At 34.5% G+C, this 24,872-nt stretch carries 26 protein-coding genes and 1 pseudogene; 17 read left to right on the top strand and 10 right to left on the bottom strand.

What is annotated here, in order from left to right; all coding sequences use genetic code 11:
* From hxlB to scdA, 3 genes are all read left to right on the top strand, one after another.
* The gene (hxlB, locus tag CD041_RS06570) at window positions 1–549 is read left to right on the top strand and encodes a 6-phospho-3-hexuloisomerase (RefSeq protein WP_002479442.1); all 549 of its coding nucleotides are present in this window, start codon (window positions 1–3) and stop codon (window positions 547–549) included.
* 670 nt (window positions 550–1,219) lie between these two features.
* Window positions 1,220–2,632 carry an MFS transporter gene (locus tag CD041_RS06565; RefSeq protein ID WP_070647783.1) on the top strand — a complete coding sequence of 471 codons (1,413 nt, stop codon included), beginning with the start codon at window positions 1,220–1,222 and terminating at the stop codon, window positions 2,630–2,632.
* Between the two features lie 173 nt (window positions 2,633–2,805).
* On the top strand, window positions 2,806–3,483 hold the full coding sequence (gene scdA / locus CD041_RS06560) for an iron-sulfur cluster repair di-iron protein ScdA (RefSeq protein ID WP_080606636.1): 678 nt from the start codon (window positions 2,806–2,808) through the stop codon (window positions 3,481–3,483).
* Between the two features lie 179 nt (window positions 3,484–3,662).
* Here the strand turns inward: scdA and vraX are convergent, their stop codons facing one another.
* The 4 genes and pseudogenes from vraX to CD041_RS06545 all read right to left on the bottom strand — a co-directional run bounded on the left by vraX (window position 3,663) and on the right by CD041_RS06545 (window position 7,324).
* Window positions 3,663–3,833 carry a C1q-binding complement inhibitor VraX gene (gene vraX, locus CD041_RS12155; protein WP_002479440.1) on the bottom strand — a complete coding sequence of 57 codons (171 nt, stop codon included), beginning with the start codon at window positions 3,831–3,833 and terminating at the stop codon, window positions 3,663–3,665.
* Between the two features lie 150 nt (window positions 3,834–3,983).
* On the bottom strand, window positions 3,984–5,117 hold the full coding sequence (locus CD041_RS06555; RefSeq protein WP_062078517.1) for an FAD-dependent oxidoreductase: 1,134 nt from the start codon (window positions 5,115–5,117) through the stop codon (window positions 3,984–3,986).
* Window positions 5,118–5,412: 295 nt separating this feature from the next.
* A pseudogene (gene thiD / locus CD041_RS06550) lies at window positions 5,413–6,243 on the bottom strand (bifunctional hydroxymethylpyrimidine kinase/phosphomethylpyrimidine kinase).
* A gap of 88 nt (window positions 6,244–6,331) precedes the next feature.
* Window positions 6,332–7,324 (bottom strand): choloylglycine hydrolase family protein, encoded by a 993-nt coding sequence (locus CD041_RS06545; RefSeq protein WP_070647784.1) that lies wholly within the window; start codon window positions 7,322–7,324, stop codon window positions 6,332–6,334.
* Window positions 7,325–7,476: 152 nt separating this feature from the next.
* Here CD041_RS06545 and CD041_RS06540 point away from each other — a divergent pair, with 152 nt between their 5' ends.
* The 4 genes from CD041_RS06540 (at window position 7,477) to CD041_RS06525 (ending at window position 10,473) form a co-directional block, all read left to right on the top strand.
* A complete protein-coding gene (locus tag CD041_RS06540; protein ID WP_002479436.1) occupies window positions 7,477–8,145 on the top strand; it encodes a uracil-DNA glycosylase in 669 nt (222 codons plus the stop codon).
* Window positions 8,138–8,533: a DUF5327 family protein gene (locus CD041_RS06535; RefSeq protein ID WP_002479435.1), complete on the top strand. Its 396-nt coding sequence runs from the start codon at window positions 8,138–8,140 to the stop codon at window positions 8,531–8,533. The genes CD041_RS06540 and CD041_RS06535 overlap by 8 nt, the downstream gene beginning before the upstream one ends.
* A 23-nt stretch (window positions 8,534–8,556) precedes the next feature.
* Entirely contained in the window at window positions 8,557–8,925 is a 369-nt protein-coding gene (locus CD041_RS06530; protein WP_162285079.1) for a DUF423 domain-containing protein, read from the top strand.
* A gap of 72 nt (window positions 8,926–8,997) precedes the next feature.
* The gene (locus tag CD041_RS06525; RefSeq protein ID WP_002493015.1) at window positions 8,998–10,473 is read left to right on the top strand and encodes an APC family permease; all 1,476 of its coding nucleotides are present in this window, start codon (window positions 8,998–9,000) and stop codon (window positions 10,471–10,473) included.
* Between the two features lie 107 nt (window positions 10,474–10,580).
* On the opposite strand, the gene CD041_RS06520 is transcribed toward CD041_RS06525, so the two are convergent.
* Window positions 10,581–11,033, bottom strand: a complete 453-nt coding sequence (locus tag CD041_RS06520; RefSeq protein ID WP_002459891.1) for a threonine/serine exporter family protein — start codon at window positions 11,031–11,033, stop codon at window positions 10,581–10,583.
* 12 nt (window positions 11,034–11,045) lie between these two features.
* Window positions 11,046–11,813 (bottom strand): threonine/serine exporter family protein, encoded by a 768-nt coding sequence (locus CD041_RS06515; RefSeq protein WP_002459890.1) that lies wholly within the window; start codon window positions 11,811–11,813, stop codon window positions 11,046–11,048.
* Window positions 11,814–12,232: 419 nt separating this feature from the next.
* On the opposite strand from CD041_RS06515, the gene CD041_RS06505 reads away from it, so the two are divergent.
* The gene (locus tag CD041_RS06505) at window positions 12,233–12,442 is read left to right on the top strand and encodes a hypothetical protein (RefSeq protein WP_002459888.1); all 210 of its coding nucleotides are present in this window, start codon (window positions 12,233–12,235) and stop codon (window positions 12,440–12,442) included.
* Between the two features lie 82 nt (window positions 12,443–12,524).
* Here the strand turns inward: CD041_RS06505 and CD041_RS06500 are convergent, their stop codons facing one another.
* Together CD041_RS06500 and hemQ are read right to left on the bottom strand one after the other, a co-directional pair.
* Window positions 12,525–12,944, bottom strand: coding sequence for a DUF1433 domain-containing protein (locus tag CD041_RS06500; protein WP_070815380.1), 420 nt, complete (start codon window positions 12,942–12,944; stop codon window positions 12,525–12,527).
* Window positions 12,945–13,616: 672 nt separating this feature from the next.
* A complete protein-coding gene (hemQ, locus tag CD041_RS06495) occupies window positions 13,617–14,366 on the bottom strand; it encodes a hydrogen peroxide-dependent heme synthase (RefSeq protein WP_002459884.1) in 750 nt (249 codons plus the stop codon).
* Between the two features lie 161 nt (window positions 14,367–14,527).
* On the opposite strand from hemQ, the gene pta reads away from it, so the two are divergent.
* The 6 genes from pta (at window position 14,528) to CD041_RS06465 (ending at window position 20,297) form a co-directional block, all read left to right on the top strand.
* Entirely contained in the window at window positions 14,528–15,514 is a 987-nt protein-coding gene (gene pta / locus CD041_RS06490) for a phosphate acetyltransferase (RefSeq protein ID WP_002459883.1), read from the top strand.
* The gene (locus CD041_RS06485) at window positions 15,514–16,347 is read left to right on the top strand and encodes a lipoate--protein ligase family protein (protein WP_002479430.1); all 834 of its coding nucleotides are present in this window, start codon (window positions 15,514–15,516) and stop codon (window positions 16,345–16,347) included. The genes pta and CD041_RS06485 overlap by 1 nt, the downstream gene beginning before the upstream one ends.
* 442 nt (window positions 16,348–16,789) lie before the next feature.
* Entirely contained in the window at window positions 16,790–17,713 is a 924-nt protein-coding gene (gene mvk / locus CD041_RS06480) for a mevalonate kinase (protein WP_002479429.1), read from the top strand.
* Window positions 17,714–17,717: 4 nt separating this feature from the next.
* Entirely contained in the window at window positions 17,718–18,701 is a 984-nt protein-coding gene (gene mvaD, locus CD041_RS06475; protein WP_002459880.1) for a diphosphomevalonate decarboxylase, read from the top strand.
* Window positions 18,702–18,713: 12 nt separating this feature from the next.
* Window positions 18,714–19,790 (top strand): phosphomevalonate kinase, encoded by a 1,077-nt coding sequence (locus tag CD041_RS06470; RefSeq protein WP_002459879.1) that lies wholly within the window; start codon window positions 18,714–18,716, stop codon window positions 19,788–19,790.
* Window positions 19,791–19,955: 165 nt separating this feature from the next.
* A complete protein-coding gene (locus tag CD041_RS06465) occupies window positions 19,956–20,297 on the top strand; it encodes a YuzB family protein (RefSeq protein WP_002479428.1) in 342 nt (113 codons plus the stop codon).
* Window positions 20,298–20,630: 333 nt separating this feature from the next.
* Here CD041_RS06465 and merA read toward each other — a convergent pair whose 3' ends face one another.
* A complete protein-coding gene (gene merA, locus CD041_RS06460) occupies window positions 20,631–21,953 on the bottom strand; it encodes a hypothiocyanous acid reductase MerA (protein ID WP_002479426.1) in 1,323 nt (440 codons plus the stop codon).
* 4 nt (window positions 21,954–21,957) lie between these two features.
* Complete coding sequence (gene hypR, locus CD041_RS06455; RefSeq protein WP_002459876.1) at window positions 21,958–22,380, bottom strand: redox-sensitive transcriptional regulator HypR; 423 nt, start codon at window positions 22,378–22,380, stop codon at window positions 21,958–21,960.
* Window positions 22,381–22,534: 154 nt separating this feature from the next.
* On the opposite strand from hypR, the gene CD041_RS06450 reads away from it, so the two are divergent.
* The 3 genes from CD041_RS06450 (at window position 22,535) to CD041_RS06440 (ending at window position 24,869) form a co-directional block, all read left to right on the top strand.
* A complete protein-coding gene (locus CD041_RS06450) occupies window positions 22,535–23,473 on the top strand; it encodes an aldo/keto reductase (RefSeq protein WP_002459875.1) in 939 nt (312 codons plus the stop codon).
* Window positions 23,474–23,658: 185 nt separating this feature from the next.
* On the top strand, window positions 23,659–24,204 hold the full coding sequence (locus CD041_RS06445; protein WP_070647969.1) for a flavodoxin family protein: 546 nt from the start codon (window positions 23,659–23,661) through the stop codon (window positions 24,202–24,204).
* 185 nt (window positions 24,205–24,389) lie between these two features.
* A complete protein-coding gene (locus CD041_RS06440) occupies window positions 24,390–24,869 on the top strand; it encodes a GNAT family N-acetyltransferase (protein ID WP_002459873.1) in 480 nt (159 codons plus the stop codon).
* The last annotated feature ends 3 nt before the right edge of the window (window positions 24,870–24,872 follow it).

Here is a 24,872-nt window from a genome sequence, read left to right as displayed (position 1 = left end):
ATGTCTCAATTTACAAATTACCGTCTTATTCTTGAAGAGCTAGAGCGTACGTTATCACATGTTCAAGATGAACAATACGACCGTTTTGCGAATGATGTAAATGGTGCGCAAAGTATATTCACTGCAGGTAAAGGGCGTTCGGGCTTTATTGCGAATAGCTTTGCGATGCGTCTAAATCAATTAGGTAAAGATGCGTACGTCGTAGGGGAATCAACAACGCCGTCTATCAAAGAACATGATTTATTTGTAATCTTGTCTGGTTCAGGCTCAACAGCGCATTTACGTTTGTTAGCTGAAAAAGCCCAAACAGTAGGTGCTAAAGTCGTATTATTAACAACAAATCCTGATTCTCCAATTGGGGAGTTAGCAGAAACGGTGATTGAATTACCTGCTGGAACTAAATATAACGCAGAAGGTTCAGAACAACCTTTAGGCAGTTTATTTGAACAAGCTGCACTCCTGTTTTTAGATAGTGTGGTACTTGGACTCATGGATACGTTTAATATTGATGAAGAAACAATGCAAAATAATCATGCTAATTTAGAATGAAAATTTATATATAATATATTCATTAGCCCGTTGAAATAGTAAATTTCGATGGGCTTTATTAATTAAATGATGTGCTTAAAAGTCTTATTTTACATAAATGAGTTACTAGTAAAAAGAGCAGTAACCACTTTGGTTTTTAGCGAAATAGATACAAAATGCCATTCTAATCGAAATAAATAAATATTAATAAAAGTGAATACATATAGATTATACAAAATATTGCATATGATTGGATAAATATATAGCGGGTATAGTTAGATGACATATTATATTTTATATAACACCGGATTTATGTTGAAAAAACAATATAAATTTTTGACAACTTTTATTGCCTTTAAAGTGAGTATTCGCTAGATTGACAACATTTTTCAAAATCCTTAAGTCATTGATATTAATGGAGATATAAGCATTATTAAAACGAGTGGGAATATGCCGGAATCCCTATGTTTAACTATGCGATAGTGAATATTTAAAGTCAAAATGTAGCGGGCAATATTTCAACGCAATTTACTATAACACGATAAAGCATTAAAAATTTATATAAATATAATTAAAAATTCTGTAAAATGAATAAACTTGAATTTTAAAAATTAATTTTTCTTTAATCAATTTGACATTATAAATTAATAACGTATAATTATGTAACATATTACAAGGGAGTGTATCATTCATGGATTTCGAAAAAGAAAATATTAACATGGTAAACGCTCAAAAAGCCAAAAAAACTGTTATCGCAACAGGAATTGGTAATGCCATGGAATGGTTTGATTTTGGGGTTTATGCCTACACAACTGCATACATAGGTGCAAACTTCTTTTCTCCAGTTGAAAACAATCAAATTCGACTAATTCTTACTTTCGCTGCGTTAGCGATTGCTTTCTTATTACGACCAATTGGGGGAATTGTTTTTGGCGTTATAGGAGATAAATATGGTCGGAAAGTCGTATTAACAACGACAATTATTTTAATGGCGTTTTCAACGTTAACGATTGGTTTGTTACCCAACTACGATACTATAGGAATTTGGGCACCAATACTATTACTACTTGCTAGAGTGTTGCAAGGGTTCTCTACAGGAGGAGAATATGCTGGTGCAATGACATACGTAGCAGAGTCTTCTCCAGATAAAAGCCGTAATCGTTTAGGCTGTGGTTTGGAAATTGGGACATTATCAGGTTATATAGCAGCTTCAATTATGATTGCCATTTTAAGTTATTTATTAACGGCAGAACAAATGCAATCATGGGGCTGGAGAATACCGTTTATTCTAGGTTTATTCCTTGGTTTATTTGGATTATATTTACGTCGTCGCTTAGAAGAATCACCTATTTTCGAAAATGATATTGAAACGGCGCCACAACGAGATAATATTGGTTTTTTAACTATTATTCGTTACTATTACAAGGATATTTTAGTCTGTTTTGTAGCGGTTGTATTTTTTAACGTAACAAATTATACAGTCACTGCATATTTACCGACTTACTTAGAACAAATAGTAAAATTGGATGCGACAACAACAAGTGTGCTGATTACTTGTGTGATGGCTATTATGATTCCATTAGCACTTATGTTCGGTAGAATTGCAGATAAAATTGGTGAGAAAAAAGTGTTCTTAATAGGTACGGGTGGTTTAACACTATTAAGTATCGTTGCTTTTAGCTTATTGAATACTCGCTCATTACCACTGATTATTGTTGGTGTACTAGTATTAGGATTCTTCTTATCAACATATGAGGCGACAATGCCTGGATCGTTGCCAACAATGTTCTATACGCATATTAGATATCGAACATTGTCTGTAACCTTTAACTTATCAGTGTCATTATTTGGTGGTACGACACCACTTATAGCTGCTTGGTTAGTAAACTACACAAACAATATTTTAGCACCTGCATATTATTTAACTGCGATAAGCGTCATTGGTTTTGTTGTCATTTCATTACTGCATTTCAGTATGGCTGGAAAATCATTGAAAGGTTCTTATCCTAATGTCGATAGTGAAGAAGACCGTAGATACTTCGAAGAGCATCCTAAAGAGGCATTATGGTGGGTACAAGAACGTAAAGAAAAAGAAGACTTTTAGTATGACAATTAGACGTGCATGTCAATTTATGATGAATTGGCACGCACGTTATTTGTTTTTGTCGCTAAATTTGAATAAAAGGCGACGTCATTTTGTCAATCTTATGAACAGACTAGGTTATCGTGCTAACACGTTTTATAATATGGATAACTTATATGATAAAGGTGATTAATATGATAACGAAAGAAACAATTGTTGCAGAAGTAGTGACTGATTATCCAAAAGCAGCAGATGTTTTTAAGCATGCAGGCATAGATTTTTGTTGCGGTGGTGCTATTTCAATCGAACAAGCAAGCCAAAAGAGTAAATTATCGTTAGAAGCGTTGTTATCACAGCTTCAACAACTCGAAAGACAAAGTGAGCCAGGTGGCGGTTTAAATCCTAAATATTTAAGCGTGGCCTCATTGATTCAGTATATTCAAGCTGCGTATCATGAACCACTAAAGGAAGAATTAAAACAACTAACGCCATATATAACAAAAGTAGCTAAAGTACATGGGCCGCAACACGATTATCTCATTGAGTTAAAAGCGTTATATACCCAATATAAAAACAACATGACTGCACACACGGCACAAGAAGATGATCATGATTTTCCTAAAATGATTGCTTTTTCAAATGGGCAAGATGTTGCAGAAATAGAACAAATTATTCTAGATTTGAAGATAGATCATGATGAGGTTGGTCAAATACTGAAGAAAATGAATCAGCTAACAAATGATTATACAATTCCAAATGAAGCATGTAATACATGGCGCCTCGTTTATCAACGCCTCCAAGCAATTGAAAAAGCAACATATCGACATGTGCATCTTGAAAATCATGTATTGTTTAATAAATTACATGCATAACAACAAACAAGCACTGATATTCGCCAAAGGGGACAACTTTGGAATGAATTCAGTGCTTGTTTGACTTTAATAAGGTGAATTTAGGAATACTATTTGACGTTTGTTACATGATAGGGGGTCAGTAACATCGTACTTTTTAAGGGTGGATCCATGACGAAATAACATGGAGGCCAATGAGGTTAATAACTTAATTTCATGTTATCAACGTCATTTTCTAGTAGAGAGAGCAATTTATAGATTTCGTTTTTATTAAACGTTTCATCGAATTTTACCGTAATTGTCTTGAAGGTTCGCGTAATGATTTCGTAGATAGGGACACCGTTTTCTATATTTTGCTTGTGAATAATCATGTTGACTTGCTCCTCCTTTATCTCTCTACACTTCATATCTTACTGAATTTTTAATTCAAAATCATGAGCCCCAAGTACCAACTTTTAATACGACGTACTACGTATAATCTTCTACGACTAAATACTTAGAATACGCAATGCTATCAGTGATTATGCTTCACCTTTAAATAGTTTGACAAAACGTTCAGGACTATCTTGGCCTAGACAAATATCCAATAGTTCGTGTGATTCTTGTTGCTCTGCTTCACTTCTAGGGAACATTTGACTTTCGTATTCTTTGATTACTTCGTCGAAATGATTGTAATTTTTAGCGATGCCTTCTGCTAATTCTGCACCATCTAGCATAGCTAAGTTAGCGCCTTCACCAGATGGCGCCATTAAATGTGCAGCGTCACCAATTAAAGTGATGCCTGACTTAGGTTCCCAGCGATGTTTGTCAGGTAAAGCATTGATTTTTCTAGCTACGATATTTGAATCTGACTCAGTTAACAATGCAGTAATTTCTGGTGCCCAGCCTTTAAATTCAGCTAAAATCGTTTTGATCGTTTCTGTTTTATTAGAAAAATCTATTCGATTAATCCAATCTAAATCACGGTTCATTTCTATATAAGTGTGAATAATATTATTTGCTTCGCGATGAGCTACAAAACCTTTTCCAGGAGAAAGGGCATACATCGCTCCTTCACCAACAATTTCAGCTGTTTTAGGATGTTTGTTATCAACATCGTGTAAATAAGTTTCAATAAAGGTTGTACCTACATAATTCGGTGTAATATCTGTTAATAATTTGCGTACTTTTGACCATGCACCATCTGCGCCAATTAATTTTGTAGTGTTTATAAAGCTTTCATCTCTAAATACGACTTTATATTCTCCGTGTTGAATTTCTTCTATATGATCTACTTTTTTATTCCATTCAATTGTTTCTTCTGGAAGTGAGTGAATTAAAATTTGGCGTAAGTCACCACGTAATACTTCAGGACGTCCATTTTCTTCATCAGCAGGCACCTCTAGAAGTAATTCTCCATTGGTATCTACAATTTTTGCTGCATCGGCACCTTCATGAATAATCGAATGAAATTCATCCATTAAATTAGCCTTTTCTAAAGCAACCTGACCATTATATTCATGAATATCTAATTGACCACCTTGTGTACGAGCATTCGGCGATGCATCTGCCTCATAGATTTTTGAAGGTATGCCATTCACATATAACACACGGGCAAGTGTTAAACCACCGATACCGCCACCAATAATTGTAATAGGTTCTTTTACTTTATTCATCATAAAACTCCTTTAAAACTCAATAATTAAATGCATTCTTACTTTACGCAAAAAACAGTTAGTTTAAACATAAAATAATAAATGTGATATAGTTTTTCCTATTCGTCGATGATTTTGATCGTTTATATTACTAAAATATTAGAAAGTAAAATAGACGAAGTAGAAATAGTTACTGTAACTTATAGGGGCTAAAATGAACAAGTTGATATTTTAATACTATATAAAAAAGCTTTTAACTATTCCCGTTTGCTTTTGTTAAAGCCAAGAGAATAATTAAAAGCTTCATGTTAAAAAACTATACTTCTGTTACTTCTACGTCGATATGTTCAACACGATTAAATGCACCATGATCAACCGGTCCAACAAACGCATTCATTTTCCAGCCATTTTTAATTGCAGATGCCACAAAACCTTTAGCGGCAATAACAGCTTCTTTTGGTGATTTGCCATTAGCTAAATAAGCTGTTGTTGCTGCTGCAAATGTACAACCAGCACCATGATTGTAACTTTGTTGGAACATATCTGTTGTTAATTGATAGTAATTTGCGCCATCAAAGTATAAATCATAAGATTTATCTTGATCTAGTGCTTTACCACCTTTAATGATGACATGTTGTGCACCTTAATCATGAATGATTTTAGCTGCTTGTTTCATGTCTGCGATTGAAGTTAATTTACCTAAACCTGAAAGTTGTCCTGCTTCAAATAAATTAGGTGTCACTACGGTTGCTTTAGGTAATAAATATTTAATCATCGCATCAGTATTTCCTGGGTTAAGTACTTCATCTTCGCCTTTACAAACCATCACTGGGTCTACTACGAAGTATTTTGCACCCGATTGTTCAAAGGCCTCGCCAGCACGTTGAATAATTTCTTGTGTACCCAACATACCTGTTTTAATGGCGTCTGGACCAATTGAAATTGCAGTTTCAAGTTGTTTTTCGAGTAACTCCATTGGTAATGGTGTCACATCGTGAGACCACGTATCTTTGTCCATGGTAACGACAGCAGTCAATGCCACCATGCCATAAGTGTCTAATTCTTGGAATGTTTTTAGGTCTGCTTGCATTCCTGCGCCAGCACTGGTGTCAGAACCGGCAATTGTTAAAACTTTTTTAAAAGCCATTTAAGTTCACTCCCAATTATTTTCTAATACGTTTTTATCATATCATGTTTTAACGGTTAAGAAATAGCAGGGACACTTACATAGGTTGCTAGTCTTTAGTGTTTTTTAGCGGTGTAAATTGAATTTCTTGTTTCAATGGGAAAAACACCATCTCTTTTTGTGTCAGTATTTCTTCAGTTAATGTAAGCGAAAAAATTTGATTCGTTGAATATGGCTTGATGTAAAACGTTAATGTTTCACTGTCCATGACTAGTTGATACTGAGTATAGTGAGGTGTGCCACCATCTAATACAGCACCTTTTGGAATACTCACACTATCCAGCAGCTTAAAGCAGTTGTTAAGATTTTGGCTTTCGTCAGTGGCACTGTGTAACTGTTGTCGAAGATAGCTTGCTCTAACAAAACGCTCGGTCGAAGTATAGCCTCCAGGCAAACCATTTGTACCTGCTTCGATGCCCATAGGACGAGTAAGTATCTTTCCTACAATAGGATAAGCAGTTTTCGTTGGTGACAGAAACGCGTAATTGCGTAAGTTTTCTATATGCCATTCTACGCTTGGTGCATTGGTAAGGACGTTTACATGATTATCTTTGATAATGACCCTACCATTACGTGGTTCAACTGTAGCAGTATGACCTGTTTTATCTGTGATCATAAATTGTAATGGGGGCACAATATTTAATGTCGTATTTTTTTCATTTAATATATTGATATGTGCTGCCTTTTGCTTTAAATCCGCAATGTTTTTTACGAAGCCTAATACCCAAACAATAAATTCTTCAGGTGCTAAATTAAAATATCCATAGCGTTTATGTTTACAATAAGAGGCTTCGCCGGTGAAATAATGATTGGAGATAGCAAGTCCTTGTTCATTGATACCATCACCAAAACGATATCGTCCCACTTTAAGATTAGTACCTACAAAACCATACGTTAATTGCAAAGCATCTTCTAAATCAAAATCATATTTGAAATCTCTTGGCACTACAGTAGGTATGCCATTAAATTCAAAGGCAAAATCCATGGTACGTGCTAAATAATGATGATTTTGTTTTGTATAAAAAGAAAAGCCAGTACACATCGTTATTTCTCCTTTATTTCCAGTGTTGTTATTTATTCATAGCATAATGAAATAGATATGATTTGTAAACTTTTGTGTATTATAAGTTTACATTATATAGATAGTGAACCTTTTAAGAGGTATATGTTAAACTATTGCTTGAGGTGAAGATAATGGAGTGGGCACAAATTTTTCATGATATAACATCGAGACATGATTTTTCTGCGATGCATGATTTTTTAGAAAAAGAATATACGACGCAAATTGTATACCCAGATAGAAAAAACATCTATCAAGCTTTTAGTTTAACGCCTTTTGAAAATATAAAAGTTGTGATTTTAGGTCAAGATCCTTATCACGGACCAAATCAAGCGCATGGTTTAGCTTTTTCGGTACAACCTAAAGCGAAATTCCCACCATCTTTAAAAAATATGTACCAAGAATTAGAAGATGATATTGGCTGTCATAGGACATCGCCGCATTTACAGGATTGGGCACGTGAAGGTGTTCTACTATTAAATACGGTGTTGACTGTGCGCCAAGGCCAGGCACATTCGCATAAAGATATAGGTTGGGAAATATTCACGGATGAAATTATTCAGGCTGTATCACGATATAGGCAAAATGTGGTTTTTATATTATGGGGCAAACCAGCGCAACAAAAAATGAAATTGATTGATACGCAAAAGCACTATATTATTAAATCGTCACATCCCAGTCCGTTATCGGCTTATCGTGGCTTTTTTGGCTCAAAACCTTATTCCAGAGCCAATGCTTATTTAGAGTCAAAAGGAATAGCACCAGTACATTGGTGTGAAAGTGGGGAGAATACTCATGGATAGAGAGAAAATCATCCAGTTAATTGAACAAGAATTAGTTCAGGCGGATGAAGCAAGTAATGAGCAACAATTTGAGAAGCACATATATGCGATTCATACGCTAACGTCTTTATATACAACCACAACATCAGGCCATCGAGCAAGTCAAGAAACATCCCAGGATGATATTATGGGACCAACTTTTTCAACCACGGTGAAGTCAAATACAAAATCAGCAGTGCAACAGACAGGACATAAGCAAGCAGCAAAGGTAACAGCTGCTGAAATAGAAGCTATGGGCGGTAAAGTACCAAATTCCATGAAATCATCACACAACACGAACGTCGCTTCTTCAAATACTATGGTCACAGATGATGAAATTGGTAACGGCGATTCTATTTTTGATTTTTAAGCGTAAGGAGAGAACAAATAATGATGAAAGTATTTATTATCTTAGGTGCTTTATGTACTATGATGTCAGTTGGTACAGGTGCTTTTGGTGCCCATGTGCTTGAAGATAAACTCAATGAAAAATATATCTCTGTATGGGAAAAAGCAACAACATATCAAATGTATCATGGGTTAGGATTAATTCTAATTGGCATAATTAGTGGAACTACATCCATGAATGTTAATTGGGCAGGTTGGTTAATGTTTTTGGGTATCGTCTTCTTTAGTGGTTCGCTTTATATTTTAGCATTAACAGAGATTCGTATTTTAGGTGCAATTACGCCTATTGGTGGTGTCTTATTTATTGCGGGTTGGTTAATGCTAGTTATCGCAGCGTTTAAACTGCCAGTATAAAAGTAATGGTCATATAAATATGTTAGAGAACTCACTTTTGGGGTATACAGTTACCTTGAGGTGAGTTTTTTTATGACTGAAAAACAAAATAAAGTTGATAGAGGCGATTTAAAGCAAAATCTATCTGAGAAATTCGTATGGGCCATTGCTTATGGTTCATGTATAGGATGGGGAGCATTTATTTTACCAGGTGATTGGATTATGCAATCAGGACCTGTAGCCGCATCTTTAGGTATTTTTATAGGCGCATTGTTGATGATTTTAATCGCTGTCAGTTATGGTGCATTAGTTGAGCGCTTTCCCGTTTCTGGTGGTGCATTTGCATTTAGCTATTTAAGCTTTGGTAGATATGTTAGTTTCTTTTCATCATGGTTTCTAACATTTGGATATGTTTGTGTCGTGGCGTTAAATGCAACGGCTTTTAGTTTATTAATTAAATTTTTACTGCCCAATGTTTTAAACACTGGAAAGTTATATACTATAGCTGGTTGGGATGTTTACATAACTGAAATTATTATAGCAAGCGTATTACTTATCGTGTTTATGCTTATTTCGATTCGTGGTGCAAGTGTCTCTGGGTCACTACAATATTATTTTTGTGTTGCTATGGTGCTTGTCGTATTGTTAATGTTTGTAGGCTCATTTTTTGGTAGTACCTTTGATTTCGGTCATTTGCAACCATTAGCAAATCCTAAACGTGGATGGTTTACATCTATTATTATGATTGTTGCGGTTGCTCCATGGGCTTACGTTGGTTTTGATAATATTCCACAAACGGCAGAAGAGTTTAACTTTTCACCCAATAAGACATTTAAGCTAATTGTTTATAGCTTATTAGCTGCAGCATTTACTTATGTCTTAATGATTTTGTATACAGGTTGGTTAAGCACGTCAGCAAAAAGTGTGAATGGCAATTTATGGTTGACTGGTGCGGTGACACAATCGACCTTTAGCTATATTGGATTGTTTGTCCTAGCGATTGCTATTATTATGGGGATTTTTACTGGATTAAATGGCTTCTTGATGAGTGCTAGTCGACTGCTCTTTTCAATGGGGCGTTCTGGAATTATGCCTACGATGTTTAGTAAATTACATCCCAAATATAAAACGCCTTATGTGGCAATTGTCTTCTTAGTTGCAGTTACTTTAATTGCACCATGGTTGGGGCGTACAGCTTTGACGTGGATCGTTAATATGTCATCCACGGGTGTATCGATTGCATACTTTATTACTTGTTTATCTGCTGCTAAATTATTTAGTTTTAATAAAGAGAGTGAAACATACGGCCCAGTATTTAAGAGTTTTGGTATTATTGGATCCATTATCTCATTTATATTCTTATACTTATTATTAATACCAGGGTCTCCGGCATCGTTATCGTTACCTTCATATGTTGCTTTAGCTGGCTGGTTAATTATTGGTTTAGTATTCTTTGTTATTCGCTATCCAAAAATAAAAGCGATGAACAATGATGAGCTAAGTCGTTTGATATTAAATCACTCTGAAGATGAAGTGAATGACATGATGAACGAAGATAAAAATGAATAATGACTATCAATGAATATATAAATTTTAAGAATACAAAAAGACACGCAGCGTCAATCTATGCACTGTGTGTCTTTATTTTAAATTGTTGTGTTCAAACGTTTGAAACACTATAGACGCTTATATCTTTTAACGAAACCGGACACACTAATTTTAGAAACTTGGTCTGCAAATAATAAGCCTAAAGCGATGGCACCTGCGATAAGTGTTACTTCTAACATTGTATTGATAGCTTTTCCAAACTCCAATAAGACAAGGCTTTTAGTGGCATCAAAAGCAAGACCACCAGGGACGAGTGGTATGATTCCAGTAACCATAAATATAATTGCAGGTTCTTTCTGTTTTCGCGCCATAAAATGACTGATAAGGCCTAAAGCTAAACTGCCAAAGAAACTAGAGTAGATCGTGTGGAGGCCTAAGCCGTTGAAAAATATAACGTAGACCATCCAACCACATGCACCTACAAGCCCACATGTCAGATATAATTTTCTAGGCGCATCAAAAATGACGCAAAAGAATAATGATGCGGTATAACTAAATATAAAGTTTAGTAACCAAAACATAAGACATTTCTCCTATACCATAATTAAGATTGAACCTACGCCTGCCCCGATACCAAATGAAGTAACGAGCGCCTCTAATGACTTGGTCGTAAACATCAGCATGTGACCACCAAATAAATCTTGTATTGCATTCGTAATTAATACTCCAGGAACTATAGGCATTACAGCAGCAATAATAATGGTGGCAAGATCACCATTGGGAATAAAATGATGCCCAGTCACAGCAATCATTCCAATGACTAAAGAACCAACAAACTCAGGAATAAATTGTGCGTGAAGCTTTCTATCTAAGATCTCAACGACTAAATAACCGAGACCACCAGCTAAAATGGCTGTTAAGGTATCGATGAGCGTACCACCTTGAAGATATAAGAAACTTAGCGCAATGATTGCAGCTGCTATTCCTTTAAAACTTAAGCTACTATCGCGTTCAGCAATATAAATGTGTTCGAGTCTATGTTTGGCATCTTCTAAATCAATTTTATTACTTGAAATCATTCGTGAAATTTCATTAGCTTGTGATATTTTAATTAAATTAGTATCACGGGCGTTGATTCTAAATAAACGGGGATATGTTTCATCGTGTAAAGTAAATTGAATGACAGTATTTGTGACGAAACTATTGCTGTCTGAATAGCCTAATGATTTAGCAATACGCGTCATTGTATCTTCAACACGTGTACCTTCTGCGCCTGATTCTAATAAGATACGACCTGCTAACATTATCACATCTTTAATTAGAGTTTCTCGCTCTGTATCTATATATTGTTTTTTGTTCATTTCATCACCATATCAAGTAGAATGTTACATTAATTATAGTAGATGCGTATCGAAATGGCTACACAATAATTTAAATCATGTAGCGATATTATAATGATGAAAGGTTAAACTTTAGTAACAAAAATTGTATTTTTATTACTTTTTTATCAGTATTATTGCGAGAACTTAACGAAATATGTTTATTTTTATTAAAAAGGGTTAAAATAAAAGTGTTAACAGGGAAAATATACTGGGTAGCGACAGTATATTTTGTGTAGTTAACGAATAGAGTAGTAGTAATTAAAGTTCTCCCAAGAGATACTAAGTAAGAACAGGGTTTAAAGCCCTGTTTTTTAAAAATACATATTGGGACAAATTCGCTAAAGCTACAAAAGAACTTCAGTGTAGTTGACATGCAGTAGAGTTTGCAAGATTTTCTGATGAAAATTTCAAAGGAATCAAGAGAACGAGCGCAACAAACTGAAATATGGTTTATGAGTATCACTAAACATAATATTAAATGGATTAATAACGCTGATTTAAAACAAGGTTTCCAATCAGCGATAAATGATGAACTCGATGACATAAAAGCTGAAACGAAAAACGCTGTTAATCCATTTCAAAACAATCAGATTTATGAATTAGATTGACAATTTACTGAAAATAAAACATTCAAACATAGATATTTGATACATTCTTAAAGCGCAAATTAACTTGAAAAGACCACTAAACTTAGTGGTCTTTTTTTTTGTCTAATTCTTTTTTGATTTCATCAGGTGATTTTCTTTCATGTGCGATTTTTAACAATTTATCAACGCCTTGACTTTTAATCATATCACCTACAAATTGAAAGTTACTCTCGGGGGATGCATAGGCTACAAAGTCATCATCTTTTTTATTATTTATGTATCCTTTAATTACAACACTACCCATAGGGCTGTTTTCCAATTTAGTAAAGTTTACGAATTTAATGGTATTGGGTTCTTTGGTGTTGTGTTTAAGGTAAAGTGAAATACGTTCTTGTTGTTCTTTGTAGTAGATTTCCTTTTGTTTTTCACGTTCGTCATGTTTCATTTTGAGATAGACACCTCCACTAATTATGCATAAACTCAAGATTATGCCAAGAATCATAAAAATGTGTTTTTTTGACATTGAATCAACTCCTAAACTGAGGTGAAATCTATGGATGAATTATATAATAACGATACTACATATTGTACTTTTTCATATATCACAGTTACATATAAAAATAATGAAAATGATTTAAAGTTACAGATTTTCGACAAGATAAGTATAACTCAATAAAGATGGAAGGAATATCCCTGTTGATAAGCACGGGAAAGTTCAGATCGATGATTTTTGGGGGATTTAAGAGAAAATATCAGATTGCCATTTTCTGTGCTAGGTACACAAGATGTAACGAAACTTTTCATTTGAGAAGTATTTAAAGTGTTTTTAAACATTAGCAAGTTTTAAATAAACAGTATGGGCCATCATTATGTTCTAGGCTATGAACTAAATATTGGCAGTAGTTGACTGGATTGAAAATGCGCTTATACCAAGCTTTTTCCAATCCTATTCAGCTTTGCCGGGCGGAACTACGAATTCATAATGAAGTCTGTCCTGCTCCCCATACTTTATGATGAAAAATTTATTGTGCATTAAAAAGAACCCTTAACTAAACTGAAGTGACGAATATCGGAATAGCTCGAGCTATTAACCTGCCGCATCAACAGTTTTTGAATTTGTTAAGGGTTTTGGGACTCAATTGTCAATAATACAATTGGAATAAAATATTAACAGTTCATGTCTTAAATGTTTTTGTTAAATAGCGAAAAATGAATCTAATTGATCAAGTTCTAGAATATGACCAATGTAGAAGCTGCCAAATTCACCATAGCGCGCTGTAGTTTCATCAAAACGCATTTCATAGACGATTTTTTTAAACTGTAGTACATCATCAGAGAACAATGTAACGCCCCATTCAAAATCATCAAAGCCAACTGAACCAGTAATAAATTGTTTGATTTTACCAGCATATTTACGACCGATTTTACCGTGGTTGTACATGAGCTCTTTTCTATCTTCCATCGGTAACATATACCAATTATATGTTTCATTTCGTCGTTTATCCATTGGGTAGAAGCAGATATATTCAGAATGTGGTAATTCTGGATATAAGCGTGCTTTAATATGTGGATTTTCATATGGGTCTTCATCAGATTTACCAGCAAGGTAATTACCTAACTCAATGACAGATACATAAGAGTATGTTGGAATTAGAAAATCTGAAATTCGACATTTATTTAATTCATTTTCGATTATATTTAATTCTTTCATTTCTGGACGCAACACCCATAATAAAAGATCTGCTTTCTGACCTGTAATATTATAGAGTGCTTGATCACCTGTATGAGAGGCTCTAGCATTTGCTTTATCGGCAAGAAATTGTTGTAGTTCTTGAACCATAGCATGACGGTCATCTTCAGGTACGAGTCTAAATGTTGTCCAATCTATCGCATAAAATAAATGTAAACTATACCAACCATCTAAAGTTTCTGCTGCTTCACTCATTAATAATCGCTCCTTTTCGTATCATTTATTTAAAATTTTAGCATAAGTTTGGTTGCTTATTCTAAATAAAAGATTACAAATTAGTGAAATGGAATTCTCATGATAAATCAAGTATAATTAAGAGTGCAAATATTATTATGTATAACAAATAGGAGGGTACTATGTCTTTATTAGATGTATTACAAAGTAAACTTTCAGGAAAAAATGTCAGAATCGTACTACCTGAAGGTGAAGACGAACGTGTTTTAACAGCTGCAACGCAATTACAAGCAACAGACTATGTAACGCCTATCGTATTAGGTGACGAAGCTAAAGTTAATGCTTTAGCACAAGACAAAGGATTGGATCTTACTGGTATTGAAGTTATCAATCCTACAACAAGCGAACTAAAACCAGAACTAGTGTCATCATTTGTAGAACGTCGTAAAGGGAAAGCGACAGAAGAACAAGCTAAAGAATTACTAAACAATGTTAACTATTTCGGAACGATGCTTGTATATGCTGGTAAAGCAGATGGTTTAGTAAGTGGTGCCGCACATTCAACAGGAGATACAGTGCGTCCTGCATTACAAATTATTAAAACAAAACCAGGTGTTTCAAGAACATCAGGTATCTTCTTTATGATTAAAGACGACAAACAATATATCTTTGGTGATTGCGCAATCAACCCAGAATTAGATGCACAGGGCTTAGCAGAAGTTGCTGTAGAAAGTGCTAAATCTGCTCAAAGCTTTGGTATGGATCCTCGTGTGGCAATGTTAAGCTTTTCTACTAAAGGTTCAGCAAAATCTGATGATGTTGAAAAAGTGGCTAATGCCGTTCAATTAGCACAAGAAAAAGTTTCAGCAGATCATTTAGAAAATGTCATTATTGATGGAGAATTCCAATTTGATGCTGCCATCGTACCTGCAGTGGCTGAGAAAAAAGCGCCAGGCGCTAAAATCCAAGGTGATGCAAATGTCTTTGTATTCCCAAGTTTAGAAGCAGGAAACATTGGCTATAAAATCGCACAACGTTTAGGTGGATTTGATGCGGTTGGTCCAGTATTGCAAGGACTTAATTCTCCAGTAAATGATTTATCACGTGGCTGCTCAATCGAAGACGTGTATAATTTATCAATTATTACTGCTGCTCAAACATTACAATAATGGAACTAAGTAGTAAATATTTTAATGGTGTGGATTGGCGCTATATAGACCATACGAATGGACTTGCGCCAATGCAATCATTTGCATTTGATGATACGTTTTCAGAGAGCGTGGGTAAAGATTTATCATGTAATGTTGTAAGAACTTGGATTCATCAACATACTGTTATATTAGGTATTCATGATTCACGTTTACCTTATCTCAAGGATGGTATTCGCTATTTAACTGATGAAGTTGGTTATAATGCGATTGTGCGCAACTCTGGCGGTTTAGGAGTTGTATTAGATCAAGGCATACTGAATATATCTTTAATTTTTAAAGGACAGACAGAAACAACAATTGATGAAGCTTTCTCAGTGATGTATTTATTAATTTGTAAAATGTTTGAAGACGATGATGTTGAAATTGAAACACATGAAATTGAACGTTCTTATTGTCCTGGAAAGTTTGATTTAAGCATTAATGATAAAAAGTTTGCCGGTATTTCGCAACGACGTGTCCGAGGTGGCATTGCCGTACAAATTTATTTGTGCGTGGAAGGCTCTGGGTCAAAGCGTGCTGAGATGATGCGCCATTTTTACCAACAGGCACTTAAAGGAGAAACAACAAAATTTAAATATCCAGACATCGAACCCCAATGTATGGCATCACTAGAAACGTTGTTAGAACGTGATATTAAAGTACAAGATGTTATGTTCCAATTATTACATGCGATTCAAGATTTAGGCGGCAAGCTAAACATGGATGCCATTACAGAAGATGAATGGCAACGATATGAAGGACATTTTGATAAAATAGTGGAGCGCAACGATAAAATGTCACGATTGTTATAGCACTAAGATGTGAGCATCCTGAATCATTGTATGATTATCTACAATGATTTAGGATGTTTTTTAATTTTGATACAAATAACGTGCACATTTAAATTGAAATTGTAGTATGATGGGTTAGGTAGAAAATAAAGAATATGAAATTAAGACTATAAATGTTTATAAAATCAAGATTTAAGGTAGAGTAAGTTAAATTTTTGAAACAAAAATACAATCGCTATATACTATTTAAGTGTTGTGCAACGAATGATAATTGTTATTTTACATTTTTGTGGTATTAGTCTACTATAAAAACAAAGTTTTATGACATAATTGTAGCGGAAACGTGACAAAGTTCGATAAAATAATAAGTTGAATAAAGCAAAAGATAGAATGTGAAGATTTCGAGCTTCGCGTTTTTTAATTGCAAATAAGTAAATAGAAAAAAGACTAAAGGTGAGCTAACATGACGCGACGAGGATATGGTGAATCGACTGGTAAGATTATCTTAATAGGTGAACATGCAGTAACATTTGGACAACCAGCCATTGCGATTCCGTTTAACGCTGGAAAGGTTAAAATTTTAATAGAAAGCTTAGAAAAAGGAAATTACTCTGCGATTCAAAGTGATGTCTATGATGGGCCTTTATATGATGCGCCAGAACATTTAAAGTCCATCGTTACCCGTTTTGTGGATAAACATCACATAGAAGATCCACTATTGGTTAAAATTAAAGCCAATTTGCCCCCATCACGTGGATTAGGTTCAAGTGCTGCTGTTGCAGTTGCATTTGTTAGAGCAAGCTATGACTATTTAGGTATTCCTTTATCTGATGACGACCTTTTAACCTATGCCAATTGGGCTGAACGTATTGCCCATGGTAAGCCAAGTGGCATTGACACACAAACGATTATTAGTAATAAACCGGTATGGTATCAGCAAGGTAAAGTTGAACATTTAAAAACTTTACAATTGGATGGCTATATGGTTGTTATTGATACTGGTGTGAAAGGATCAACGAAACAAGCAGTCGAGGACGTTCATCGTTTATGTAATAATGATGCTTATTATATGGATAAAATAACGCATATAGGTCAGTTAGTACATCAAGCAAGCGATGCAATTGAACACCATAGTTTTCAACAATTAGCTGAGATATTTAATCAATGTCAAGAAGACTTAAGAACATTAACAGTGAGTCATGACAAAATAGAACTATTTTTGAAGACGGCGCAACAAAATGGTGCAGTTGCTGGTAAATTAACTGGTGGGGGTCGTGGTGGAAGCATGCTGATTTTAGCAGAAGACCTGAATACCGCGAAACGTGTAGTATCAGCTGCAGAAAAGGCTGGGGCTGAGCATACTTGGATTGAATATTTAGGAGGTTAGGGCGTTGGTAAAAAGTGGCAAAGCACGCGCACATACAAATATTGCTGTTATAAAATATTGGGGAAAAAAAGATGAAGCATTAATCATCCCAATGAATAATAGTTTATCTGTTACGTTAGAACGTTTTTATACTGAAACACAAGTGACATTTAATCATAGTTATAATTCAGATCAGCTTATTTTAAATGGTGAACATGTTAGCGCGACAGAAAACCAAAAAATTCAACGTTTTATGGATATTGTTAGAGCCAAAGCGGGAATAACAATGCATGCCCTTATTGAAAGTACAAATCATGTGCCAACAGCTGCCGGTTTAGCCTCATCTGCAAGTGCTTATGCTGCTTTGGCCGCCGCTTGTAATGAAGCCTTAGAATTACAAATGACAGATAAAGATTTATCGAGATTGGCACGTCGTGGTTCTGGTTCGGCAAGTCGCAGTATTTTTGGTGGATTTGTTGAATGGCATAAAGGCTATGATGACTTAACATCATATGCTGAACAAATCGATGCCAAAGATTGGGAAAAGGATTTGGCCATGATCTTTATTGTTATTAACAAACAATCTAAAAAAGTTTCTAGTCGAGCGGGCATGTCGCTGACTAAAGAAACATCGCGTTTTTATCAATATTGGTTAGATTATGTAGAGCAAGATTTAGCAGATGCAAAAGCAGCGATCAAAACCAAAGATTTTCAACGGTTTGGTGAAACAATTGAAGCTAATGGATTACGTATGCATGCAACAAATTTAGGGGCGCAGCCACCTTTTACCTATTTAGTACCAGAAAGCTATTTGGCTATGGAAATTGTTCACCAATGTCGTGAAAATGGTATTCCCTGTTACTTCACTATGGATGCAGGGCCCAATGTCAAAGTCATTGTTGAAAAGAAAAATCTACAAGCTGTTCAATCAGCTTTTGAAGAAACATTTGAAACATCACAGATTATGTCGAGTGACATCATTTCATCAGGCGTCGAAATTATTAAGTAAGGAAGAGATAAAATGATTCGTGTGAAAGCTCCCGGAAAACTTTATATTGCAGGTGAATATGCCGTTACTGAACCGGGTTATAAATCCGTTTTGATTGCAGTGAATCGTTTTGTCACAGCTACAATTAAAGCTTCTAATGAAGTTGTTGGAACTATTCATTCTAAAACGCTGCATCATGATCCAGTATCATATAATCGTAATGATAATCAAATTGAAATTTCTGATACACATGCAGCGAAACAGTTGAAATATGTTGTCACTGCAATTGAAGTTTTTGAGCAATATGCTAGAAGCTGTGATATTAAGCTTGAGCATTTTCATTTAACTATTGATAGTAATCTTGCAGATGAATCAGGTCAGAAATATGGTTTAGGTTCAAGTGCTGCAGTATTAGTATCTGTAGTTAAAGCACTCAATAAATTTTATGATATGCAGTTATCTAATTTATATATCTATAAATTAGCTGTTATTGCAAATATGAAATTACAAAGTTTAAGTTCTTGTGGTGATATAGCTGTTAGTGTTTACAGTGGTTGGTTAGCCTATAGTACCTTTGATCATGATTGGGTGAAGCAACAAATGGAAGAAGGCCATGTAAGTGATGTTCTAGAAAAGAACTGGCCTGGCTTGCATATTGAGCCTTTACAAGCACCTGAAAATATGGAAGTTATTATCGGATGGACAGGATCTCCAGCATCTTCACCACATTTAGTTAGTGAAGTGAAACGTTTAAAATCAGATCCAGCATTTTACGGTGATTTTATTGAGCAATCACATTTGTGTGTTGAACAATTAATCAATGCCTTTAAGATGAATAATATTAAAGGTGTTCAGAAAATGATTCGCCAAAATCGTAAAGTGATACGTAAAATGGATGATGCAGCATCTGTAGATATCGAAACAAATAAATTAAAACGGTTATGTGATATTGCAGAAGCCCATGGTGGCGCAGCTAAAACGTCTGGTGCAGGTGGCGGCGATTGCGGCATAGCGATTATTGATACGAACGTTGATAAACACAAAATATATGAAGCATGGGCGCATGATGGCATTAAACCGTTACCTTTCAAAATATATCATGGACAGTAAATCAGATGTGACAACCTTTTGAATTTAATGAAGAGGTTGTTTTTCTTTTTGAAATATAATGTAATAATGTGATGATGTGTCTAAAGAGAACAGCTTGAAATTTTCTCTCAATAGAGTAAAATAAATAGAGTTAAATATGAATGCGAAGTAAAGGTGGGTGACACAATGAAAAACAAATTTTTAATTTGTGATGAATGTCAGGCAGTTAATATGAAGTCGCTAAAGAAAAAATTAGAAAAACTTGATCCAGATGCAGAGATTGAGATTGGATGCCAGTCATATTGTGGCCCAGGCCGACGAAAAACCTTTGCATTTGTTAATAATAGACCGTTAGCAGCATTGACAGAAGACGAATTGATGGAGAAAGTGGTAAAACAATTAAAAAAACCACGTAACCCTGAAGAAGAAGAACGCTTGAGAAAACGTAATGAAGAACGTAAACGACGTAAAGAAGAGCAAGATCGAAAACTAAAAGAAAAATTAGAACAACGCAAAGCTGCAAAATAAACAATTTGGAACATAAATACAAAGTATTAAAATTGTAATGTTAAAATCTTTTCTTCGGTATGATTTTTACAATATAATTTGAAGTGATTAAAACTGAAGCTTCTATTAATAACGTATGTTGCGTCATGTTATCATTATTATACATAAGGCACCTCGTTCATTTAGTTTAGTAGTATTTATTAAATGATACGAAACTGCCTTATTTTTTAAGCATTTAAAGGTGAAATTACATGTTAATACGTAGTATTGAATAAAAAATCAGCACTCAGATTGAGTTGAATTCAATTCATCTGAGTGCCATTTTTCTGGGATTTATGTTCCAGTCTGTTTTTATTATAAATTAAATAAATCATTGAATGCTTCTGTCATTGTTGGATGAGTATAAATATTATCTCTTAATACTTGATAAGGTATGTGTTGATCCATAGCTAATTTAATAAGGTTAATCATTTCTTCAGATTCCTTACCGTATAACGTTGCGCCTAAAATTTCATTTGTGTCCTTATTAATGACTACTTTAAACAAGCCGCGAGGATCATTATTAATTTTATGACGAGGAATGTTATTAACGGCTAGCTTGTTTTCCAAATAGTTATAATGACGTGCCTCTGCTTGAGCAGCAGTTAAACCAACTCGAGATAGTGGCGGATCAATAAATACGGTATAAGGAATTTGTCCACGATTTTCTGTTGTTCTATCCTTATTACCAAATAGTTTAGCTTTCAATATTCTAAAGTCATCTAGAGAAATATACGTAAATTGTAGTCCACCCTTTACATCTCCAGCAGCATATATATGCGGTACTGTAGTTTGTAGATGTGGATTCACTTTGATAGCACCATGTTCTTCTAATTCAATATCTGTATTTTCAAGGGTTAAATCTGTATTCGGAATACGGCCAGTAGCTAGAAGAACGGCATCAGCTACAAAATCTCCTTGAGATGTTTTCACTATTGTATGATCATTACTATCAATAAATTCAAATGTTTCAACATCGGTATGAATCTCGACGCCTTTATTTTCTAAATCATGGATGATAAGTTCAGCAATTTCACGATCTTCATTTGGGATGAGTGTTTGACTAGATTCAAGCACAGAGACATGTGTTCCTAAGTTAGCGAATAGTGAAGCAAATTCAAGTGCGATGTATCCACCGCCAACAATGACTAACTGTTGAGGTTGCGTAGCGAGATTTTGAATGCCAGTAGAGTCATATAATCGCGTGGCACGATCTACACCTTTAATATTCGGAATACGCGCTTTTGCACCTGTGTTAATAACAATATCTGTTGCACTAATGGTACGCTCAACTTGTCCTTGAGCATTAATTAAATTAACTTCAGTATTAGATTTGAACGTAGCTTTATAGTCCAAAACATCAATATGCGTATCATTTGCTAAATTTCCATAATTTTTCTTATTTAATGCTGATACGACTTCATTTTTTCTTGCAAAAGCATCAGCAAATGAACGGTTATGAAGTCCATCATGAATGAGTGTCTTTGTAGGAATACAACCAATGTTGATACATGTACCGCCATACATGTTTGCAGATTGTTCAACTACTGCGACACGTTGCCCTTGATTCGCAGCAAATTTTGCAAGCGTTTTTCCTGCTTTTCCAAAACCTATAATTAATAAATCATAATGTGTCATAACATTATGCCTCCTTTATTATATCTTCAATCACATCATCGATTGTCTTATCACGATAAAAATTTAAAATCAGTTGCTGTTCTTGTTCGCGATAGTGTGACATGGTAGTGGCAATTTGATTTGAAATGATACAATCACTGTCGATACTGCCTGTGAATAAGCGTTGTGTGTGTGTTTTATCGAGAACAAATTGTGAATAAAGTTCTGCTAGGGTGATAGCAGCCGTATGTTGATTAGCTTGATATCCTCCATGTTTACCACGAATTGTTTGTATATAATTACTATTGTTTAATTGTGACATTACACGTCTGAGTTGTACTGGATTTAAACACGTCAATTCTGCTAATTCAGTACTACTATAATGCTTATCTTTATGCTTTGCTAAAAAACATAAGACATGTACAGCAATGTTAAATTCTAAGTTCATCATGTCACCACCTTAATGTAACTATTATAGTTACATTAAATAAAATGTTAAGCAATGTGTCAACTTATTAGTCTTATTGAGCAGAAGTATGGAATGTTTTTACATGATGTGGGTAAATAATAATAAATAGATAAAGTTAAAGGAGTGTATTGTTTTGACCACTAAAGTACAATTAGGCAAATCAAATGTTGATGTTTACCCTATTGCGTTAGGTGCCAATGCAGTTGGTGGACACAATCTATATCCTAATTTAGATGAAGAACAAGGTAAACAAGTTGTACGTGAAGCAATTGATAATGGTATTACATTAATTGATACAGCTTTCATTTACGGACCTAAACGTTCCGAAGAACTTGTAGGTCAAGTACTTAAAGAATATCCAAGAGAGCAAGTTCAAGTGGCAACCAAGGGATCTCATGTCATAAATGAAGACGGTAAAGTTTATCATAATAATGAACCGGCATTTTTAAAGTCACAAGTAGAAGAGAGTCTTGCGCGTTTACAAGTAGATTATATTGATTTATATTATATACATTTTCCGGATGAATCAACGCCTAAAGATCAAGCTGTTGCTGCATTGCAAGAATTGAAAGAAGCAGGAAAGATTAGGGCGATTGGCGTGTCTAACTTTACTTTAGAACAACTTAAAGAAGCCAACAAAGATGGTTATGTCGACGTTGTGCAATTAGAGTATAATTTATTGCATCGTGAAAATGAGGATATTATGGCTTATGCGGCTGAAAATAATATTACATTTATTCCATATTTTCCGCTAGCTTCAGGCATTTTAGCTGGCAAATACACAGAAGATATGACATTTGACGATCACCGAGCTCCACGTCGGGATTTTCAACCTGAAACATTTAAAGATAATGTCCGCCGTGTCAATGCTTTAAAACCAATTGCGGAAGCGCATCAAACATCAATAGCTAATATTGTATTAGCCTTTTATTTAACAAGACCAGCCTTGGATGTCGTTATACCTGGAGCTAAACGAGTTGAACAGGTTAAAGAAAATATTGCAGCAGCACAGCTTACATTGACGGACAAAGATATTGAGACGATTGAACAATTATTTCCAATAGAAAAATAATGTCTTAATAATAAGTAAAAAGATTTCTGATAACGTTTATATAAGTGTCAGAAGTCTTTTTTTATATTGAGTATGTTAATGTGTATTTATAGAACTTGAAAGTAAGAAGAATGGGTATTAAGAACAATGTCAAGATTGGCATCATAAATAATAATGATATTATGAATTAAAGGAGAATGAGTATGATGATTACAGTGTTATTTGGAGGAAGTCGTCCTGATGGTAATACGGCACAATTAACAAAATATGCATTACAAGGACTTGAATATAACTGGATAGATTTGACAACATATCAGCTAAATCCAGTTAGAGATGCTAGACATGATAAGGGAGAAATCACTTCTTATTATGATGATTATAAAGCACTTATTGACCAAGTGTTAGCAAGTGATGTGGTTATTTTTGCATCACCCGTATATTGGTATAGTGTTTCAGCTTCATTAAAGGCATTTATCGATCATTGGTCAGAAACACTTATAGATCCACAATACAAAGATTTTAAAATGCGTATGTCCCAAATTGATTTTCGTTTGATTTTAGTAGGTGGAGATGTACCTAAAGTAAAAGCTAAACCATGTATTACACAAATGAAATATAGTTTAGATTTTGTAAAAGCAGAGTTATCAGGATACATTATTGGTACAGCCGAACGTCCCGGAGATATTATGAAAGATAAACTAGCATTAGATAGAGCAACAGAATGGAATCAAGCATTTAGTAATAAGATATAAGCTAGCAAGTTGGATGATAAGCTATCTTTTAAATGCGTGATTTTTAAATTTTAAAGAGATATTCTAGGGTAACATTTCTAAAAAGTTAATGGCTTAAGTCTCATATCTATAATAATGATATGAATAACTCAAAATGTGATATAATGCAACTATTATTACTTCATTAACGGTCAGGAGAGACAGGCATGTATAGAGTTAGAAAAGCGACTGAGCAAGATGCAGTAGCCATTCGAGATGTTGCTACAAAAGCTTGGTATAACACGTATTTAGCAATTTATGCTGCATCAACAGTCAACGAACTATTGGCAGCTTCTTATAATGAGCAACATTTAGCGAAACGTTTAAAAGAACAATTATTTTTAGTTGCTGAAGAAGAAGGGATTATTGTAGGATTTGCCAACTTTATTTATGGTAAAGAACTATTTTTATCTGCCCATTATGTGCATCCTGAAGCACAGCATAAAGGATACGGCACAAGTTTATTAAATAAAGGTATAGAAACATTTAAAGGTCAGTACGATACAGTATATTTAGAAGTAGACAATAAAAATGCTAAAGGTATTGAATATTATCAAAATCATGGCTTTGAAATCGTGCGTTCGTATCAGCCAGAAATGTATGGCGAACATATGGATTTAGCTTTAATGAAAAAGGAAATAAAATAGCTT

Origin of the sequence: Staphylococcus lugdunensis, assembly GCF_002901705.1 — a bacterium.
GTDB classification, from domain to species: domain Bacteria; phylum Bacillota; class Bacilli; order Staphylococcales; family Staphylococcaceae; genus Staphylococcus; species Staphylococcus lugdunensis.
Note: the sequence above shows the minus strand (reverse complement) of the source record. Positions and strands in the feature narration are given on the sequence as shown.

Excerpts from the sequence above, each read along its gene's own strand:
- CD041_RS06465 (WP_002479428.1), top strand. The coding sequence starts at position 19,956 with ATGAAAAACAAATTTTTAATTTGTGATGAATGTCAGGCAGTTAATATG.
- mvk (WP_002479429.1), top strand. The coding sequence starts at position 16,790 with ATGACGCGACGAGGATATGGTGAATCGACTGGTAAGATTATCTTAATA.
- CD041_RS06485 (WP_002479430.1), top strand. The coding sequence starts at position 15,514 with ATGGAACTAAGTAGTAAATATTTTAATGGTGTGGATTGGCGCTATATA.
- CD041_RS06535 (WP_002479435.1), top strand. The coding sequence starts at position 8,138 with ATGGATAGAGAGAAAATCATCCAGTTAATTGAACAAGAATTAGTTCAG.
- CD041_RS06515 (WP_002459890.1), bottom strand. The coding sequence starts at position 11,813 with ATGAACAAAAAACAATATATAGATACAGAGCGAGAAACTCTAATTAAA.
- hxlB (WP_002479442.1), top strand. The coding sequence starts at position 1 with ATGTCTCAATTTACAAATTACCGTCTTATTCTTGAAGAGCTAGAGCGT.
- CD041_RS06565 (WP_070647783.1), top strand. The coding sequence starts at position 1,220 with ATGGATTTCGAAAAAGAAAATATTAACATGGTAAACGCTCAAAAAGCC.
- CD041_RS06520 (WP_002459891.1), bottom strand. The coding sequence starts at position 11,033 with ATGTTTTGGTTACTAAACTTTATATTTAGTTATACCGCATCATTATTC.
- CD041_RS06525 (WP_002493015.1), top strand. The coding sequence starts at position 8,998 with ATGACTGAAAAACAAAATAAAGTTGATAGAGGCGATTTAAAGCAAAAT.
- scdA (WP_080606636.1), top strand. The coding sequence starts at position 2,806 with ATGATAACGAAAGAAACAATTGTTGCAGAAGTAGTGACTGATTATCCA.
- pta (WP_002459883.1), top strand. The coding sequence starts at position 14,528 with ATGTCTTTATTAGATGTATTACAAAGTAAACTTTCAGGAAAAAATGTC.
- CD041_RS06545 (WP_070647784.1), bottom strand. The coding sequence starts at position 7,324 with ATGTGTACTGGCTTTTCTTTTTATACAAAACAAAATCATCATTATTTA.
- CD041_RS06500 (WP_070815380.1), bottom strand. The coding sequence starts at position 12,944 with ATGTCAAAAAAACACATTTTTATGATTCTTGGCATAATCTTGAGTTTA.
- vraX (WP_002479440.1), bottom strand. The coding sequence starts at position 3,833 with ATGATTATTCACAAGCAAAATATAGAAAACGGTGTCCCTATCTACGAA.
- CD041_RS06530 (WP_162285079.1), top strand. The coding sequence starts at position 8,557 with ATGAAAGTATTTATTATCTTAGGTGCTTTATGTACTATGATGTCAGTT.
- merA (WP_002479426.1), bottom strand. The coding sequence starts at position 21,953 with ATGACACATTATGATTTATTAATTATAGGTTTTGGAAAAGCAGGAAAA.
- CD041_RS06555 (WP_062078517.1), bottom strand. The coding sequence starts at position 5,117 with ATGAATAAAGTAAAAGAACCTATTACAATTATTGGTGGCGGTATCGGT.
- CD041_RS06470 (WP_002459879.1), top strand. The coding sequence starts at position 18,714 with ATGATTCGTGTGAAAGCTCCCGGAAAACTTTATATTGCAGGTGAATAT.
- CD041_RS06445 (WP_070647969.1), top strand. The coding sequence starts at position 23,659 with ATGATTACAGTGTTATTTGGAGGAAGTCGTCCTGATGGTAATACGGCA.
- hypR (WP_002459876.1), bottom strand. The coding sequence starts at position 22,380 with ATGAACTTAGAATTTAACATTGCTGTACATGTCTTATGTTTTTTAGCA.
- hemQ (WP_002459884.1), bottom strand. The coding sequence starts at position 14,366 with ATGAGTGAAGCAGCAGAAACTTTAGATGGTTGGTATAGTTTACATTTA.
- CD041_RS06440 (WP_002459873.1), top strand. The coding sequence starts at position 24,390 with ATGTATAGAGTTAGAAAAGCGACTGAGCAAGATGCAGTAGCCATTCGA.
- CD041_RS06540 (WP_002479436.1), top strand. The coding sequence starts at position 7,477 with ATGGAGTGGGCACAAATTTTTCATGATATAACATCGAGACATGATTTT.
- CD041_RS06505 (WP_002459888.1), top strand. The coding sequence starts at position 12,233 with ATGAAAATTTCAAAGGAATCAAGAGAACGAGCGCAACAAACTGAAATA.